Here is an 18,329-nt window from a genome sequence, read left to right as displayed (position 1 = left end):
CTGCCTACTTTGCCAAAAGACCCAGTTCTGCAAATTTAATAGTATCGAGTGAATCAAACTGAATAGCGCAGCCCTGCTCAATCATGGTGAGCCAGGCAAAGCGAAGCGCATCCGCGCGCTTTCCTGTCCAAAAATCTTTGGTTTTGTTAATATAGGCAACCACTGGCTTGGTGTGACCATCGCGGTAGATACGGCGGATAAAGGTGAAGTCAGGTCCAAATGATTCCATAACAGCTGAGTTACTCACATCAATTGACGTTAATAGCTCATTGAAGGCCTCTTGGTTACGTCCCTGCCGATAGGCCACCCACGCCCTGGCTATTCCAACAAAATGCGCTTCTGTACTAAAATTATCAAATACATTACCGGCTATTTGCTGATCTCTGCTTAGGCGTTCGCCGTGCTGGAACATAAGGTCAATCTTGGCGTTTACGGTTGGTACCGACTCAAATTGAGCGCTGTAAATAAGGTGTCGGCTTAAATCCCCTATCACTTGATACGGATTGCTATTCGCTTGGCTGCTTCGCTCATAGTCTCGTTGAGTACGGTTCAACATTCGCTTGTTTTTGCGTTCAAAATAGTCAAGCCGCTCTTCAACAAACTGCTTGTATTTAGGGTCGTTACAGCCTGTTGCGCCTAATTCTGCCTGCTCTTTTTCAAAGAATGCGAGTGCAGGCCCACTAAACACCAGTGTGACTACACTTATCAATAGGACAACAAAGCAAAATTGCGTAAACGAGCGCAGTGACATTAACTTACCTTTTGAATAATTATCAGGGCGTGTGAACTTTACTACATACTCAAAATACGTATAGATTGATCTACTTGGCAGCTCGTTCTAGAGGACGGATGGCAATAAAAAGCCCCGCATAGCGAGGCTTTAGAAAGAAATAGAATTCGTGAGGCTTAAAATCTAAATGTACCTAATAGCGTTAATGAGCCTAGTGTGCCTTCATCGGTATCAACACCAGCACCAAAGCGAATTGATGAATGCGCATTAAACCAATAGTTGGTGCCCAACTCTATGACGTTTTCAGAACCAAAGCGATCATTGTTCTCGTGTATTGCCATAACGCCTACACTCCAGTTGGCTTTGAAGTAGTAATCAGCATCGACTTCTAACGTAAGCTCATCATCAAAGTGCGTACCTTTAAGCTTGATATCCCAACCGGGTTTAAAGCTTGAAGGATTGAAACCGAAGCTTGTGTAGCGAGCGAATACACTGGCACTGAATTCAGAATCACCAAAACGTTCTACATCGTTTCCATCATCAAACGATTTGAAACTTGCATCGAAATCGAAATAGTCTACCCCTGCTCCTACTTCCCAATTTTCAGAAACAAACTTTGAAACATCAACTCCGAATCGCTGTACTGTAGAATCGTAATTTCTATAGTCATCAGTCGTTCTTCCGTAACGGCCTCTTACCACTAAATCGTCTTGTGAAAACCATTCTCCAGTAACATTAAACTGGTCGATGTTATCAATACCGAAATAGTCTACCGATACATTGTTGCTGCGCTGAAGGTATGGGCTTATTGCGTAAGCCTGCTCGCCGATATTTACCGTATCAAAATAATGACGGTAGCTGGCACCAATGAAATTATCATCTGCATCTCTGACATCAGAGAAACCAATGCTGACTTCATGGTTAATTGGCGTAGTTTCGGCAAATACGGTAGGAGTAGCTAGAGCGAGGGCGCAAAGGGCTGCACGTGTAACAAACATAATAAATCCTTTTTATATTGCTAGCACCGTTATCTATTCGATGCTTCTAAAAAACGAGAGAACAATATAATAGATGTTATCTGAACACAAGATGAATAAATGCGGCAATTGTTGCTGGATTAATAACCTAACATGTTGAAAAAATAATCGTTTTTTAAGAGGTAGGATTAACAGGTTCTTATTTGCTAGTTCGCTGCCAGTCTACTGTAAGCTCTTTATACTCGCTGGTATTAAGGTATCTTTGAGATGTATTTGCATTGCTTTAGGGATGCATTTGCAACGCGAAACCACGTTTTACCGTGGTTCATGAATGATGTAATTTACACAGCATTAAATAAGCGAGACCATAATGCATTTACTCGTTTTGCATCGTCTTGTTCAAGCTCGTTATTTGCAAACGCACGCTCTAAGCTTGTCGTCATGTTTTCATCAAGCTGGTTCATGGTTGCGTTTTCTTTCATTTCTAATTGGCGAGACTCTACTGCAAAATGCCCCTGCAGATAACTTGCGATAAACAGCTCATCATCATCTCCATGATTGACAACATCATCTAGTGCAGCTTCAATTTTTGCGATTTTTTCTACCACGTCGTGTGGTGCAGCAGCAGGTGGTAACACTCTCTTCTCCTTTGTTATTGCTTAATTCGTTTTTACAAATCGTTTTACAGGGCGTTGTACAACACTTTGTCTTTATAGCCGGTGATAATAGTGAATGCTCCAGCAAGATCCTCATCTAATTGTGGGTCGCCAGAGTCTAACCGAAGGGGCTTGCCCTCTAGCGCTTGAACCTTTTGTTTGGTTGCCACAACTATCATATTTTCTTTGCCCAACTGGCGAATAAAAGCAGGGCTTAACTGCTGATTGCCTCGCCCTAGAATATGTCCCTGACCGCCAATAACGGTAAGTACCACCTTGCTAGGCTTGTTACGGGTTAACTCCACCAGTTCTAATGCCGTCACATCATTGGCAACAAGCTCCCCGTTTTTGATGACATCGACACCAAGCAACGTGTTGTCTAACCCCAGATACTCCATAACCGAGCCTACGGTTGAGCCAGAGCCCATCACAAATAAGGTGTCTGGTTCGTCTTCCATAATTTCCGACACGTAGGCAGAGATATCATCAAGCACCAAAGCCTCGTCTTCCTTGCCTCCCATTTTTACTGCTTGAACGTAAGTCAGTTCGGCGGGAACTCGCATTTCACCGTAATGCTTGGCAATTACTTTACCGCCTCTAAAGGCATCTTCATCTATGTCGCGCACCTCTGCGTCCATGACACTGACTAACTCTCCAGCAATCATTTGACTAACTACCTGCCCTGCAGCTGCTGGAGAAACACAATAAACACCAGAGTGAATTTTACATCCAGCGGGAACGCCGAGCACCGGAATAGCCTCGCCTACAACGCGACAAATATTGCGAGCGGTTCCATCACCACCGGCGAATAACAACAAATCGACACCGGCTTCTACCATTGCATGGGCTGCATTTTCTGAATCTTCACCCTCAGTCTGAGCTTCAGGGGCGTGATAAATAACCTCGCAAGGAATTCCCAAAGAGGCACAAACGCTTTCACCCATTTCGCCCGATGCGGTAAGGACCGTAAATTGCCCTGAAAGCGCGTCTAAAATACTCAGCGCTTTAGCCATTTTTTCGTTGGCTTTTTTCTCGGCTCCCATGGCGAGGGCCTTTTCTCTTATTTGAGCACCATCACTTCCCTTTAATGCAAGCGCGCCGCCTATACCCGCAAAGGGGTTTACTATAATTCCTAGCCGAAAACTTGGGGTACTCATGCGGCGTCATCTCCAATGCATTTAGTTGATGAAGTGTCGTTGTTTTTGTCAACGGAAAACGTGGTGGCGAGCGCCGAAATAAAGCGCTGGGCTCGATGGGGAAAACCAACTTGCTTATAGTGCGCTAACTGCGCTGCAACGTTTGCGGTAAACCCCTCTCGGTCAGGTTCTGCTCCATTAAGGTTATCGGTGCTTACCTGAAACTGCCTTCCCGCGGCCTCAGTAAAAGCCCACTCAATAGCCTGGGGCTTTATTTCTACCTTTTCAAAGTCGAGCTGCTGCTGTGTATCTCTGCCATCTGGACAGTACCAATACCCGTAATCTTCTAACAGCCTGCGTTTTTCACCCGCAATGCACCAGTGCGCCACTTCGTGCAGTGCGCTAGAAAAAAAGCCGTTTGCAAAAACAATTTGGTGATAGCTGCAATACTTACTCGCGGGCAGGTAAATGGGTTCATCACTCCCAAGCACTAATCGCGTGTTGAAGTCGGCAAAGGTGTTATTGAACAACGCGATAAGCGTTGGCACATCGGTGTCAATTTCGCTTAATTCGTTGTGGTGGACAGAGGTATTCATTTCAACTCACGCTTACTTCTTGTGGCTTAGAGGAAATATCTCAAAGCTTTGATGAACTCTTGACTGTAGAGAGCGCGTACTTTGAGTACGCGATTGATTTTGCGAGATTATACCAGTAAAGAAATGACTTCTCACTTGAAAGCTAGACGCGCATGAGTCAATCTACGTTTACAACACTAACCGCCCTCTATGACGATGGAGTGAGAATTTTGGCGCAAGAGATCATTAAACATATTCATCGAGTAAATGCTCAGCGAGACTTGGCAAACAAACTCAACCTAATGGCGCTTATCCATCAACTTCAAGACTGGCAATGCCAGCGGCTTTTAGTGTCTCATGATGATCTTGCGAAACAGCAGCGCTATCAAAAAGCGATGGCTTTTTTTGTAGAAGAGCTTTACGGCCCCAAAGATTTTAGTCAACGAGACGCCGATTTGGTAAGAGTGATCCCTAAACTTGCTAAAGTGCTTCCTGAAAAAGCGATGAACGCCATGAACGACGCACTGTCGTTAAATGCGCTGTCTTTCGATTTAGACATGGAAATGGCGCAATATTTAAATAAACATTTTGCGACACAACCGATTAATCGCGATTCTTACGCGCAAGCCTACAGAAGCGTAGGTCGAAAAGATGATCGAGAAAGCCAAATCACCATAATTTCACACCTTGGCGATCAACTAGCCGATGTCATCAAGGTTCGAGGGATTGGTATGCTAATTTCCATGTCTCGGCGGCCAGCCAAAATGGCTGGGCTACTGGCGCTACACGAATTTTTAGACCGAGGGTTCAACGCATTTAAAGCAATAGGTGATGTTCAAAGCTTTATACAGCCGGTGTTAGAACGCGAGACTAGGCTTATGGAAATATTACTGAGTGAAAACACCACACTGCCAGAAGATAACCCGCTGCCAGTGGTTTAAACCGAATAGGTAGCAAGCCTATGAACATGAAAGGAAAATAGCGTGACAGAGCATACGTTAAACTGGGTGTATGATGCTCCATTTATTCAACATTGGCATATTGATGAAACTCACATTGACCACTACAAACATGTGAATAACGTGGCCTACCTGTCGCAGTTAGAAAAGCTCGCGTGGGCGCATTCTAATGCCCTTGGCCTGCAATTTGCCGATTATCAATCGCTTAATAGGGGCATGGTGATTAAGCGACATGAACTCAACTATCACCTTCCTGCGCACTTAGGTGATACCTTGGAATGCGCAACCTGGATAGTGCAATGCGATAAGCGCCTTACTCTTACTCGTCAGTTTCAATTTATTTGCCCTGTACGTAACAAAACGGTATTTGATGCGCTAACCACGTTTGTTTGCGTTAGCCTTGATGCTGGAGTGCCTAAGCGAATGCCCGCTCAATTTATTGATGCGTATCACACTGCTTGTATATCAACCGGCGACATTGCAAAACCCTAATTCATTACCCCAGACACGCGACTTGCGAACTATTAAATATGAAACAAAATGATATTTACCTCCATCGCACCATTTTCTATAGGCTGAGTTAAATGAACCGCATGCTGCTGATAACACTGTTGCTTGTGCTCACCGCTTCGCTACTGCTTAATGTTTATCTTTGGCAGCGCTTTTCAAATTCTCCGCAGTCGAATCCCCACCTAAATAAGAATGCGTTAACTCAAAACCTTGCAGCACAAAACGATGATGCTAGCTCGCCTAACGGGTCTCGCTCTGAAGGGGTGTATAAACGCAGTGGTAACAATAGTATGTACGATGGCAGAAACATAGATGCTAGAAACAGAGATAGCGCATCGATAAAAGGAATGCGCTCACTATCAGAGCTCAATGCGTTACTACACAGTGGTGATATGGCCGCACTGGCTGCGTCCCTCAACAGACAGCTAAAAATATCGCCGTTAAGTGAGCCCTTATTGCTGTTAGAGGCCGAGCTTATAAGACAAACCAAGCCGTTACCTACTGCACTACTCAACTATTATGATTTGGCAGATTTGCCCCTATCAAATACAGCGTTAATTGAAATAAACGAAAAGATTCAAACCTTGTATCAGCAAGCACAGCAGCAATTTAGTCGCAGTCATCAGTGGGAGCTAGTAGCAAAGCTTAACGAACCACTTTTTCAGCGCGTGCCAGATAACAAAACGTTCACCGTTAACTTAGCAACCGCGTACGCCCATCAGTTAAAAGTTACCCTAATGGAAGATGTATTAGCAGCCCTTCCCTTTAACGACCCCGACGCGCAGGCTATTCGAGATATAGCGTCTGATCAGCAGATAGCAGCTACTGAACCAGACTCTGATACCACCGGCGAACCCCAGCTTCAAGACTCGTTTTTAGAGGAAGGCAACAACGTTCGCGTGAAGCTAGAACGCATTGGAAATTCGTATCATGTTAACGCTGTGGCGCTTAACCAGCAGGCATTTATGATCCTCGATACCGGTGCAAGTACAACGGCAATTTCATCTAATTTATATGCCCGTTTAGGCAAGATGAGAAACTTAAACTTTATTGGTATCTTCAATGTTCAAACGGCTTCTGGAAGTGTTGAAGCCCCCCTTGTGCGAATTCCAGAATTTAGGTTTGCTGGGTACACGTTTAACGATGTTTCTGCCATTGTATTGCCTGAAGAAGCACTGCCTGATGCAGATGGACTTTTGGGGATGAATATTCTCGGCGAGTTTGATTTTTCGATACTGCCAAAAGAAGATGTGCTCATTCTTAATAAGCGTTAAGTCGCGCTAATGAGCACTGTTATTTTTAGTACAGATGGCTTTATTGAATATGACTTAATTATAACCAGCTTTATTTAAAAGAAATTTAATCACGCTGACAAATAGCCTCATCCAAAATAAAAAACCTCTACGTAACAGCTATTTAATTCCACCTCGATGAAACCTCGGCACTTCACTTTTGCCTGTAAATTTCAAAAGTTAACCTCATTCTGACACCTACCGCATTAACACTACGCTTGTAATCGCCTTTGATGTGATCATATAGTAATAGCTCAGTTACTTGTCGGAGTGCTTCACTGGAAATCCAGTAAGCTGAGACTGCGAAAGCGGGATCCGTAGAACCTGATCAGGCTAATACCTGCGAAGGGAACAAGAGAAAATGTTGGCTTTGTATACAACCATTTTGCATAAAATCACTGTTTTTAAAATAAACATATTATGTAAATTCGGTGCGTAAACACACTCGGTACGCAAAATTATGGCTCTCAAAGGCTGTCGCCCAAGGCGATGACATTGAGTGCTAATTAATTGTACTTTCCTCGCCTTCATTTTCCTTTTCACTCCTGACAAGCATTTTATCTAACGCCAACTGAAGAAGGCCAAAATGCTATGTCGACACGACGCGAACAGCGCCAACAAGCGCAACAATTTATCAATGAATTAGCCGGTGAGGCTTACCCAAACTCTACTCGTCACTATGAGATAGGAAGTAGCAATGATATTAAAGTTGCTATGCGCCTTATCCACCAGCATGACAGTTTAATTGGTGGTACAGAAGAAAACCCACTTTTAAAACCTAACCCTCCTATTCCTGTTTATGATACCTCAGGGCCCTATGGCGACCCGCATGAAACCATTGATGTACACACAGGTTTGCCTGCCTTGCGCACGCCATGGATAGAGAACCGCGCCGACACTCAAGAGCTCCCTGGCGTAACGTCGTCTTTTGCCAAAGCGCGAGAAGCGGATTTATTTACTGAGGATTTTAGGTTTGTTCGCACTGCAAAGCCTAAAAAGGCGAAAGCCCAAAACAATGTAACGCAACTGCACTATGCTCGCAGAGGCATTATCACGCCCGAGATGGAATACATCGCCATTCGGGAGAACATGGGCAGACAATCGATAAAGCAGGCAGAGCTATCTCAGCAACACGCTGGCGAAAGCTTTGGCGCTCACCTACCCGACGCAATTACCCCAGAGTTTGTTCGCCAAGAAGTGGCGGCGGGCCGGGCAATTATTCCCTGTAACATCAATCATCCCGAACTTGAGCCAATGATCATTGGGCGCAACTTCTTAGTGAAAATTAACGCCAACATTGGTAATTCAGCAGTGACTTCTTCCATTGAAGAAGAAGTGGAAAAGTTAGTGTGGTCTACCCGATGGGGCGCCGACACCATTATGGATTTATCCACGGGCCGAAACATTCATGAAACCCGTGAATGGCTGTTGAGAAATAGCCCGGTGCCATTAGGTACTGTGCCCATTTACCAGGCACTCGAGAAAGTGAATGGCGTAGCCGAAGACCTAGATTGGGCTATTTTTAAAGACACGCTTATTGAGCAAGCCGAGCAAGGTGTAGATTACTTCACTATTCATGCAGGGGTGTTGCTTGAATACGTGCCGCTTACGGCCAACCGCGTTACGGGGATTGTCTCTCGAGGTGGTTCAATTATGGCAAAGTGGTGTTTAAGCCATCATAAAGAAAGCTTTTTATACGAACATTTTCGCGAAATTTGTGAAATCTGCGCTCAGTACGATGTGTCACTTTCCTTAGGCGATGGCCTTCGCCCTGGAAGCGTTGCCGATGCCAATGACAAAGCCCAGCTTGCCGAGCTTCATACCCTTGGTGAGTTGACCAAAATTGCATGGGAATAAGATGTTCAGGTGATGATTGAGGGCCCAGGTCATGTACCAATGCACATGATTAAAGCGAATATGGAAGAGCAGCTTACCCATTGCCACGAAGCGCCATTTTACACCCTTGGCCCCTTAACGACCGACATTGCTCCGGGGTACGATCACATTACTTCAGGCATAGGCGCAGCAATGATTGGCTGGTATGGCTGCGCAATGCTTTGCTATGTAACGCCTAAAGAACATTTGGGCTTGCCCAATAAAGAAGATGTGAAGCAAGGGCTTATCACTTACAAAATAGCGGCCCACGCAGCCGATTTAGCAAAAGGCCATCCAGGTGCTCAAATTCGGGACAATGCCATGTCCAAAGCCCGCTTTGAGTTTCGATGGGAAGATCAGTTTAACCTTGCCCTCGACCCTCACACCGCTCGTGCGTATCACGATGAAACCTTGCCCCAAGCATCGGGTAAAGTAGCTCACTTTTGTTCTATGTGCGGCCCTAAATTTTGCAGTATGAAAATATCTCAAGAGGTGCGGGAAGTAGCTAAGGCGTCGGCTAAAGAATCAGCAAAAAAGCAAGCCGAAGAGGCTGAACAAAAGGCTGAACAAGAGAGAGCCAAACAAGAAGCTCTGGAAGTACAACAAGAAAAAACGCAAGGGATGCAAGATATGGCGAAAGCGTTTAATGAGAGCGGCGCCGAGCTGTATCACCGTGCTGATAAAACAGTAGGCTAACCCATGAGTGAACTAGAAACAGCCTGCTCGCCAATAGTATGGTGCGTGGGCGGCACAGACTCTAGTGGCGGCGCGGGTGTTACCCGCGACCTTGCTACACTTGCCGACTTAGGCGTGCATGGCTGCGCCATTGTGACACTGGTGTCGGCGCAATCTCATTACACAATGTTAAGCAGCACCGCTATGCCGCTGTCGTTGATTAACGAACAGTGGCAACTAATAGCAAACGACGGGCCGCCTGAGTGTATTAAAATTGGCGCTATTGCAAACGATGAACAAGCCCATTTACTCCACGCGCTGATTGAAACCCTTGATACCCCGCGCCCTTTTATTGTGTGGGACCCAGTATTGTTTAGCTCATCAAAAGGTAAATTAGGTGAACTTAGCGAAAAGGCCATCAAGCAACTGCTTTGTTCTGTCGATTTAGTAACACCCAACATAAGTGAATTAACAAGCCTTACAGCAGTTGCTGGAGGCGGTGCTGTTGTTCAAGGAGTTAACGGTGAGAAGGATGTTCTAAACGCCGCACGTACGTTAATGCACCTCGGCGCGAAAAGCGTTTTAGTGAAAGGGGGCCATGCCCATTGGCAGCACGATGCTACCGATGTTTTTTTCACTCAAAACGAAGCGGTAGCTTTCTCTCAACCAAGAGCAAAGCACAGCGAACTGCGAGGAACGGGCTGCATGCAGGCCAGTGCTATTGCAGCATGTGTCGCAAAGGCCTATTGCATTAATGATGCGCTCACGCTGGCCAATGCCTACGTAAAAAATGTTCGGGACATTTCAGCGCCTTCAATACCAAGCGCTCAAAATTCACTCACGCCCAGCCAGCAACACGCGCTTAATGCGCCTTATATGCCTAAATTAGCAGGGTTTCCCGAGCAACCAAGTGTCTTTCCCACGGTAAACTTTATTAAAGGTGACACTTTGCACGGCTCTAGCTTTAGCGCTCGTACTGGCCTTAGTTCAAATGCTTTTACAAGTGCTTATTCAAGTGCGCATGCGAGTGCTTATTCAAGTACGCATGTAAGTGCTGATGCAACCGCTTATAAAATCGATAGCGAAGATGAAGCCACAGTTAATCCGCACAAGAGCCATACAGAACCGTTCTTACCACTACTAAACTGCAACCATGATATTTACCCCGTAGTTGATAGTGCTGATTGGATAGAAGCACTTCTGCCAACAGGGGTCACTATTATTCAGCTGCGTATAAAAGAAGGGGCCTGCAATCATGAGCGTACTTGTGAGCAGATACAACGAGCTGTGGCGCTGACAAAAGGCACATCATGTCAGCTTTTTATCAACGACCATTGGCAGCTCGCTATTGAGCATGGTGCTTATGGTGTTCATCTTGGGCAAGAAGATCTTTTTACCGCAGATATCGAAGCAATCAAAAAAGCAGGCCTGCGCTTAGGTGTATCTACCCATGGTTATGCTGAAATTCAGCGAGTGAAAAAACTAGCGCCTTCGTATATTGCGCTAGGCCATATTTTTGCCACCACAACCAAAGACATGCCCTCAATGCCACAAGGCATTAAACGCCTTAAACAGTATGTGGACTTGTGCGGCAATATTCCCACTGTAGCCATTGGCGGCATTAATAGCGCCCGATGCAAAGCAATCGCCGACACGGGCGTTACCCATGTTGCCGTAGTTAGGGCAATAACCGAAGCACCCTGCCCTCATGCCGCGTATCACACCCTTCAAAAGGAGGCTGGCTTTGTTAACTAAACAAGATATTCGACGCTACAGCCGACAGCTACTGCTAGAAGAAATTGATGAAGAGGGCCAAACAAACCTTCATCGTGCCCATGCGGTAGTAATAGGCCTTGGCGGCTTAGGTACGCTGGCTTCTCGATTTTTAGTGGGTGCTGGCCTTGGTAATATTACGTTAATTGATGGCGACGTTGTGGACGTAAGCAACTTACAGCGTCAGGTTAGTTACAATGAAACCCACTTAGGGGATTTAAAAACCAAGGCGCTAAGTCGCGAACTTCATAAAGTCGATCCCAACATCAACATAAAAGCAAAAAGCGTGTTTGCCGATAAGCGTAACCTTCAACAGCTTATTGATAACGCGACCTGTGTGCTCGACTGCACCGACTCGGTGACTATAAGAAAAGACATTAACGCCGCCTGCGTTGCAGCTAAAAAGCCGCTTTTTATTGCAGCAGCCAGCGGATTTTCTTGGCAGGCGATAAACTTACCCTGCCATTCCTTTCTTACTTCGGCACATCAGTTAACCCCCGGCTCTGGTTGTACTAGCGAGACTCATGATACAAACCTGGCTAATTATACTAGCCCGATTAATAAGGTTAGCCGCAACGTCGATAACCCCTGTGGTTGTTATAACTGCCTAGTAGCACAGCTTAATTTAACCCAAGACTGCCAAAGCCAGGGCGTTTTAGGCCCTGTCGTGGGAATTGCCGCCTGCCATCAAGCAACGCAGGCCCTACTTTTTTTGGCCAAAAGGCACTTGGCAAAAATTCAATGGGGGCGCTATATCGTAGGCAACGCAGTTAATGCCACCATTCAGTCTTTTCATTTACCTCCCTCACCAGATTGTAAGGTATGCCAATGAATTCAATTCGTCATCAATCTAATAATGTCCACACTGGCGTTGTCAAAAACGCTGCCAGCGCTGAAACGATAATAATCACTATCGTTTTAAACAACCAATCTCAAACCTGTGAAAGCCCCATTTCTGTTGGTGAAATAGTGCATGGTTATGCGTCAAACGTTGAAGGTACTGCAGTTGCCTACAATCGCGCTATTTTAAGTAAGTCGCAGTGGTCTCTTACCCATCTTAACGATGGGGATAGCGTTGATATATTTACCTTAGTGGCGGGAGGATAAGCATGTTTACACTCGCAAATCATGAGTTTTCTTCTCGGTTACTCACGGGCTCAGGCAAATTTAGTAGCGCTAATACCATGCATGATGCGGTTTCTGCAGCCGGAAGCGACATGGTCACGCTCGCGATGAAGCGCGTTACGTTTAGTGAAGGGCCTAGTATTGAAAGGAGTAGTTGTGAAAGGAGTAGTTGTGAAAGGAATAGTAGTGATGATGAAACACTGGCTCTGCTTCGAAAGCTGGGTGTTACCCTGTTGCCAAATACATCTGGGGCGAAAACTGCCGAAGAAGCGGTTTTTGCCGCTGAACTTGCCTTTGAGGCAATAGGCAGTCAGTGGATAAAGCTGGAAATTCACCCTGACCAACGCTATTTGCTCCCCGACCCAATCGAAACATTGAAGGCGACAGAGACTCTGGTTAAAAAAGGCTTTCACGTGCTGCCTTATTGCGGCGCTGACCCGGTGCTGTGTAAGCGGCTAGAAGAGGTTGGCTGCGCAGCGGTTATGCCATTAGGTGCGCCTATTGGCAGTAATCAAGGACTACAAACAAAACCCTTTCTTCGCATTATTGTTGAGCAGGCAAAAGTGCCCGTTATTGTTGATGCCGGTATAGGCAAGCCAAGCGATGCAATGGCGGCCATGGAGATGGGAGTAGATGCGGTATTAGTGAATACTGCCATTGCCACCGCAAATAAGCCTGTTGCCATGGCAGCGGCTTTTAAGTGTGCGGTTGAAACTGGCCGTAAGGCTTTTGAAGCGGGCTTAGGGGCGCCCAAAGACCGCAGTAATGCTACCAGCCCTTTAACCTCGTTTTTGGAGTTGTAAATGGACGTAGCCCGACAATTATTGAAGCAAGATTTAGCCCATATCGCCTTATCGCTTAATGCTAAAACGGAAAAAGATGTGGAGCGCGCGCTCATTAAGCACACCCTTGATATCGATGACTTTATGGCGCTAGTCTCTCACGCCGCGCTGCCCTATTTAGAAGACATGGCCGCACTGTCGCAACAGCGCACTCGCCATCGATTTGGCAATACCATGAGCTTGTTCGTGCCTTTGTATCTGTCTAACTTATGTGCCAATGAGTGCACATACTGCGGCTTTACCATGAGCAAAAAGATTAAGCGCACCACCCTTGATATCAATGAGATACAAAACGAAATAAGTGCCATTAAGCATATGGGTTTCGAGAATGTATTGCTGGTAACCGGTGAACACGAAACTAAAGTAGGTGTTCACTATTTTGAGCGTGTGCTTAAGGCAATACGGCATAATGTAAGTTACCTTATGATGGAGGTGCAGCCGCTAAAGCTTGATGATTATGCCAAGCTAAAAGCGCTGGGCTTAGACGCGGTATTGGTATATCAAGAGACCTACTCGCCACAGCATTACGCAAAATATCACCAGCGAGGCAAAAAGCAGGATTTTTTATGGCGACTAGAAACCACCGATCGCCTTGGTAAAGCAGGCATCGACAAAATTGGTATTGGTGCGCTGCTTGGCTTAGGAGATTGGCGTGTAGACAGCGTAATGACAGCGCTCCATGGCCAGCTGCTACAGCAACACTATTGGCGAAGCCGAGTTTCAATTTCGTTTCCTCGCCTTAGGCGCTGCGAAGGCGGCGCAAACCAGCTGCAAAACGCTCAACTTCCAGACGAAAGGCAGCTGCTTCAACTTATCTGTGCACACCGATTATTTAACCCTCAAGCCGAACTGTCTTTATCAACTCGGGAATCGGCAAGGTTTAGAGACGGCGCGCTTTCATTAGGTATAACCAGTATGTCAGCGGCATCGCAAACTCAGCCCGGAGGCTACAGCCAACCCACTGAGGCCCTTAGTCAATTTGATATTGATGATAACCGGCCTGTAGAACAAGTCGTTGATGCAATTACAAAGCAAGGACTGGACGCGGTGTATAAAGACTGGCTTGCATTTTCATCTATCGCTTAGTGATAGATGGCCTTAGCCGTGTTAAACGCGTTTTACGAAGGCTGTTTAAGGAGACTTTTGATATAGAGGCTTGCAAAATAGGCTCAAAACAAACACGTTCGGCAGCCATCAGCGTATTTCAAGGCGAGACAACAAGCAATAAAAAAGGAGCCAAATGTTAAGGCTCCTTTTTTTATGCTGCAACAAAGGTGAAAACTACACCTCGGCGCACACTCTTGTACCTTGGTCGATAGCGCGCTTAGCATCAAGTTCTAATGCTTCATCTGCACCGCCGACTAAGTGGTATGGCATTTTTAGCCCTTCAACAATATCTCGCAATGGCTCTTGGCCTGCACAAATGATGACATTGTCTACTGGCAATACTTGGCTGTTACCGTCTACGGTAATGTGTAGCCCTTCATCATCTATTTTATCGTAGGTAACGCCTGGGATCATAGTAACCCCTTTTGCTAGCAAGCCTACTCGATGTGCCCAGCCAGTGGTTTTGCCTAAGCCACGCCCCACTTTCGATGACTTGCGCTGCAGCAAGAATATTTCACGTGGCGATGGCTCAGGCTGAGGTTTCATTCCTTCAATTCCCGCTCGCGCTGTCATTGTCATATCAATACCCCATTCTTTCATAAACGCAGGAATATCTAAGCTTGGGGTTTCTTTTCCGTGTGAAAGGTACTCTGCAGTATCAAAACCAATACCACCGGCACCAATAATAGCCACTTTGTTACCTACCGGTTTCTTGTCTCTTAATACATCAACGTAAGACATCACTTTACTGTGTTCAATCCCCTCAATAGCTGGCATTCTCGGCTTGATGCCTGTTGCCACTAGCACATCGTCAAACCCTTCGTCGTTTAGGGTTGAGGCGTCAACACGGGTGTTGAGTTTCAAGGTAATGTTGTCGTGTAGCTCTATTTGACGGGCGAAATAACGAAGGGTTTCATAAAACTCTTCTTTACCAGGAATTTGCTTGGCAATATTAAACTGCCCACCTATTTCACTTGCGGCATCATAAATAACCACGTCGTGGCCTCGTTGAGCTGATGTGACCACAGCTGCAAGACCCGCAGGCCCAGCGCCTACAACGGCCACCCGCTTTTTATTGTCGGCAGGTTTTATATTAAGCTCAAGCTCGTGACACGCACGGGGGTTTACTAAACAGCTGGTCATTTTGCCGCTAAACACATGGTCTAGACAGGCTTGGTTACAACCAATACAGGTATTAATTTCATCCGCTTTATTTTGCTGAGCTTTGCGCACAAAGTCGGGGTCTGCAAGAAATGGGCGCGCCATGGACACCATATCTGCATCGCCACGAGCAAGCACGGTTTCGGCCACATCGGGCGTGTTTATGCGGTTTGACGTAATGAGAGGAATAGACAGCTGCTCGCGGAATTTCGCCGACACCCAGGTAAATGCTGCGCGGGGTACTTTAGTGGCAATGGTTGGAATTCGCGCTTCGTGCCACCCTATGCCTGTGTTAATAATAGTCGCACCGGCTTTTTCGATTTCTTTACCTAGCTGCACGACTTCGTCAAAGGTAGAGCCACCTTCCACTAAATCCAGCATAGACAAACGGTAAATAATAATAAAACGCTCACCCACGGCTTCGCGAACTCGGCGAACGACCTCAATAGGCAATCGAATACGGTTTTCGTATTCACCACCCCACTCATCGTCGCGATGGTTAGTTCTGCGGGCGATAAACTGATTTAAAAAGTAGCCTTCAGAGCCCATTATCTCTACGCCGTCGTAGCCTGCACGCTGGGCTTGAGTAGCGGTAGTTATAAAGTCGTTGATCTGCTTTTCGATTTCGTCCGCTTCAAGAGCTTTAGGCTTATACGGATTAATGGGTGCCTGCACCGCAGAGGGCGCAACCAGTTTAGGACCATACGCATAGCGACCGGTATGCAGAATTTGCATACAAATTTTACCACCTGCGATATGCACGGCATCGGTCACTTCTTTATGGTTTTTAATGGCTTCATCAGTATCAAGGCGAACCGTAGATGGATGGGTTGAACCCTCTTCATTTGGCCCGATGCCGCCGGTTACGATAAGTCCTACACCGCCACGAGCACGCTCACCGTAAAATGCAGCCATGCGCTTATGGCCATCAGGAAGCTCTTCTAAGCCGGTATGCATTGAGCCCATGATCACGCGGTTCTTTAATTGGGTAAAGCCTAAATCGAGAGGACGAAATAGGTGAGGATATACAGTATGGTCGGTAACGGTCTGGTTCATAGTCTATTCCTGAAATTAGAGTCGTAATTATGTTGTTATCAGTGCCTGCTGAAACTACGATTTCATTTGTTTTACAGCGCCATGTAGCGGCGGAAATTCTGGTTGTTGCTGCTTTTTTTGTGATTCCATCGCAGTGAAAACGTCTTCCATATGAAACATGCCAGCTTGCCATGTCGCCATATAATCTAAGCTCTCTGAAACACTGTGCTCGACAGCATAATTGATCATGGTTTTCGTGCCTGAAACAGCCAAAGGAGAATTCGCCGCTATCTGCGTAGCCACCTTTGTGACAGCCTCAAGCATCGCCTCTTGGCTTTCGAAAACCTCATTCACGAAACCCAGCTGCTGCGCTTCTTGCGCACCAAAGTTTCTGCCCGTATACGCAAGCTCTTTAACCATGCCAATGGGAATTAACTTAGGCAGTCGCTGAAGGGTACCTACATCGGCAGTCATACCAAGCTGTGTTTCTTTAATTGAAAAGAAGGCATCGTTAGTGCAATAGCGCATATCACACGCACTTAATAAGTCTACCGCACCGCCAATGGCGCCGCCTTGCACAGCACCTATCACCGGCATACGGGCTTCTTCAATAGCGGTAAAGCTGTCTTGCAGCATTTTTACTGTGCGTCTCATGCGCTCTGCACGACGAGAAGGATCGCCTTTAAAATCTTCCTTCATGTTCAAGAACACCGCTAAGTCCATACCAGCAGAAAAATGCTTGCCTGTTGACGACACTATAATGACCCGCGCTTTGGCCTCGTCATCGATGGCACGAACGGCCGCGGGGAACTCGGTCCAAAACGCCGGGTTCATGCTGTTCATCGCCTCTGGACGATTAAGCACAACATGTGCAATCAGCCCTTCGTATTTAACTTCTAGCGTAGAGTATTTCATGGTTTACGGTGTCTCCATGGTGAAAATCCTATTAACATTTTTGCAAACTAGACAGCGTCAAGATAAAAGGCTATGTTGACGGTGTCAAGATAAAGTAGCCTTTTTATAAAACTATCGAGTAAAATGGCGAATGCCGCGAGGCGGTTCATATCTTTGTATGAGTGATCACGAGATATTTGATATCACGAAAGAGTAAAAATCCGCAGGCAGCAAAAACCGAATACACATTAAATAGAGAGTGCAAATAGAAGGTGCGTAGAGAATGAGACTACAGCGATGAGTGCAGTAAATGTGACGGATACGAGGGAGGCAGACGACGTGGTTACTTCAGCAACAGATGCAGCGGTAAATACAATTTCAAATGCAGTATCAAGTGCGGCCCAGTCTTATCATCACGGAGACCTTCGCACTGCCCTTTTAAACGCGGCAGCAAAGCGCTTATCCGAACATGGGGTAGATAGTTTGTCTTTACGCAAGCTAGCTGAAGATGCAGGCGTATCTCGTACTGCGCCCTATCACCATTTTAAAGATAAAAGCGCACTGCTTAGCGCCATTGCCGCAAAGGGTTTTAGCGATTGGCACTCAACAGCAAAACGCATATTCGAACAAGAAGATAAAACACCCAGTGCACGCTTTAGAGAGTTCGTTTGTGAATACGTAGGCTATGCGGCAGCTAACCCTGAAATGTATGAACTTATGTTTGGCCGCACCATTTGGCAGAACAACGCGGCCACCGGCGACTTAAAAGATGTGGCCTTTCCCTGTTTCCAGTTTCAGGTAACGATGACTAAATTTTGGCAAAACAAGGGATTGCTGCCGGACAATCAAGACGCTCTGCGACTAGCACAGGTTACGTGGGGTACGCTTCATGGCATAGCACGCCTGTTGATAGATGGTATTTATGCAGACAGCAGCCACATTCAAGAAATGTGTGACTGTGCTGCAGATTTATTTATGCAGGCATCGAACAAAGTCTAAAGCGCAGG

General features: G+C 46.2%; 16 protein-coding genes, 1 pseudogene and 1 riboswitch. Of the genes and pseudogenes, 10 read left to right on the top strand and 7 right to left on the bottom strand.

Features of this window, described 5'->3' with window-relative positions:
• Positions 1-4: 4 nt before the first annotated feature.
• The 5 genes from JV36_RS0111305 to JV36_RS0111285 all read right to left on the bottom strand — a co-directional run bounded on the left by JV36_RS0111305 (position 5) and on the right by JV36_RS0111285 (position 4,095).
• Complete coding sequence (locus JV36_RS0111305; protein WP_032095974.1) at positions 5-751, bottom strand: hypothetical protein; 747 nt, start codon at positions 749-751, stop codon at positions 5-7.
• A 155-nt stretch (positions 752-906) separates the two neighbouring features.
• A complete protein-coding gene (locus JV36_RS0111300) occupies positions 907-1,728 on the bottom strand; it encodes a hypothetical protein (RefSeq protein WP_032095973.1) in 822 nt (273 codons plus the stop codon).
• 320 nt (positions 1,729-2,048) lie between these two features.
• Positions 2,049-2,345 carry a YfcL family protein gene (locus JV36_RS0111295; protein WP_032095972.1) on the bottom strand — a complete coding sequence of 99 codons (297 nt, stop codon included), beginning with the start codon at positions 2,343-2,345 and terminating at the stop codon, positions 2,049-2,051.
• 44 nt (positions 2,346-2,389) lie between these two features.
• A complete protein-coding gene (locus tag JV36_RS0111290) occupies positions 2,390-3,520 on the bottom strand; it encodes an ATP-NAD kinase family protein (protein WP_032095971.1) in 1,131 nt (376 codons plus the stop codon).
• Positions 3,517-4,095: an elongation factor P hydroxylase gene (locus JV36_RS0111285; RefSeq protein WP_052010157.1), complete on the bottom strand. Its 579-nt coding sequence runs from the start codon at positions 4,093-4,095 to the stop codon at positions 3,517-3,519. The genes JV36_RS0111290 and JV36_RS0111285 overlap by 4 nt, the downstream gene beginning before the upstream one ends.
• A 209-nt stretch (positions 4,096-4,304) precedes the next feature.
• Here JV36_RS0111285 and JV36_RS0111280 point away from each other — a divergent pair, with 209 nt between their 5' ends.
• The 9 genes and pseudogenes from JV36_RS0111280 to thiH all read left to right on the top strand — a co-directional run bounded on the left by JV36_RS0111280 (position 4,305) and on the right by thiH (position 14,211).
• Positions 4,305-5,015, top strand: a complete 711-nt coding sequence (locus tag JV36_RS0111280; RefSeq protein WP_032096004.1) for an FFLEELY motif protein — start codon at positions 4,305-4,307, stop codon at positions 5,013-5,015.
• A 42-nt stretch (positions 5,016-5,057) separates the two neighbouring features.
• Entirely contained in the window at positions 5,058-5,525 is a 468-nt protein-coding gene (locus JV36_RS0111275) for an acyl-CoA thioesterase (protein ID WP_032095970.1), read from the top strand.
• A gap of 92 nt (positions 5,526-5,617) precedes the next feature.
• Positions 5,618-6,817: a retropepsin-like aspartic protease family protein gene (locus tag JV36_RS0111270; RefSeq protein WP_032095969.1), complete on the top strand. Its 1,200-nt coding sequence runs from the start codon at positions 5,618-5,620 to the stop codon at positions 6,815-6,817.
• Positions 6,818-7,091: 274 nt separating this feature from the next.
• Positions 7,092-7,203, top strand: a riboswitch (TPP riboswitch).
• Between the two features lie 223 nt (positions 7,204-7,426).
• Positions 7,427-9,406, top strand: a pseudogene (thiC, locus tag JV36_RS19100) (phosphomethylpyrimidine synthase ThiC).
• Between the two features lie 3 nt (positions 9,407-9,409).
• Positions 9,410-11,140 carry a thiamine phosphate synthase gene (thiE, locus tag JV36_RS19880; protein ID WP_032095968.1) on the top strand — a complete coding sequence of 577 codons (1,731 nt, stop codon included), beginning with the start codon at positions 9,410-9,412 and terminating at the stop codon, positions 11,138-11,140.
• Positions 11,094-11,990, top strand: a complete 897-nt coding sequence (locus tag JV36_RS0111255) for a HesA/MoeB/ThiF family protein (RefSeq protein ID WP_052010156.1) — start codon at positions 11,094-11,096, stop codon at positions 11,988-11,990. The genes thiE and JV36_RS0111255 overlap by 47 nt, the downstream gene beginning before the upstream one ends.
• Complete coding sequence (gene thiS, locus JV36_RS0111250) at positions 11,987-12,265, top strand: sulfur carrier protein ThiS (RefSeq protein ID WP_081926606.1); 279 nt, start codon at positions 11,987-11,989, stop codon at positions 12,263-12,265. Before JV36_RS0111255 ends, thiS begins: the two co-directional genes overlap by 4 nt.
• A 2-nt stretch (positions 12,266-12,267) precedes the next feature.
• Positions 12,268-13,086, top strand: coding sequence for a thiazole synthase (locus JV36_RS0111245; protein ID WP_032095967.1), 819 nt, complete (start codon positions 12,268-12,270; stop codon positions 13,084-13,086).
• The gene (thiH, locus tag JV36_RS0111240; RefSeq protein ID WP_032095966.1) at positions 13,087-14,211 is read left to right on the top strand and encodes a 2-iminoacetate synthase ThiH; all 1,125 of its coding nucleotides are present in this window, start codon (positions 13,087-13,089) and stop codon (positions 14,209-14,211) included. It begins immediately after the preceding gene.
• A gap of 195 nt (positions 14,212-14,406) precedes the next feature.
• Here the strand turns inward: thiH and JV36_RS0111235 are convergent, their stop codons facing one another.
• The gene (locus JV36_RS0111235; protein ID WP_032095965.1) at positions 14,407-16,449 is read right to left on the bottom strand and encodes an NADPH-dependent 2,4-dienoyl-CoA reductase; all 2,043 of its coding nucleotides are present in this window, start codon (positions 16,447-16,449) and stop codon (positions 14,407-14,409) included.
• A gap of 54 nt (positions 16,450-16,503) precedes the next feature.
• Positions 16,504-17,343: a crotonase/enoyl-CoA hydratase family protein gene (locus JV36_RS0111230; protein WP_032095964.1), complete on the bottom strand. Its 840-nt coding sequence runs from the start codon at positions 17,341-17,343 to the stop codon at positions 16,504-16,506.
• Positions 17,344-17,619: 276 nt separating this feature from the next.
• On the opposite strand from JV36_RS0111230, the gene JV36_RS0111225 reads away from it, so the two are divergent.
• The gene (locus JV36_RS0111225) at positions 17,620-18,321 is read left to right on the top strand and encodes a TetR/AcrR family transcriptional regulator (protein WP_081926605.1); all 702 of its coding nucleotides are present in this window, start codon (positions 17,620-17,622) and stop codon (positions 18,319-18,321) included.
• The last annotated feature ends 8 nt before the right edge of the window (positions 18,322-18,329 follow it).

The sequence above is a fragment of the Alteromonas sp. LOR genome, from assembly GCF_000753865.1.
Taxonomy (GTDB): Bacteria; Pseudomonadota; Gammaproteobacteria; order Enterobacterales; family Alteromonadaceae; genus Alteromonas.
Note: the sequence above shows the minus strand (reverse complement) of the source record. Positions and strands in the feature narration are given on the sequence as shown.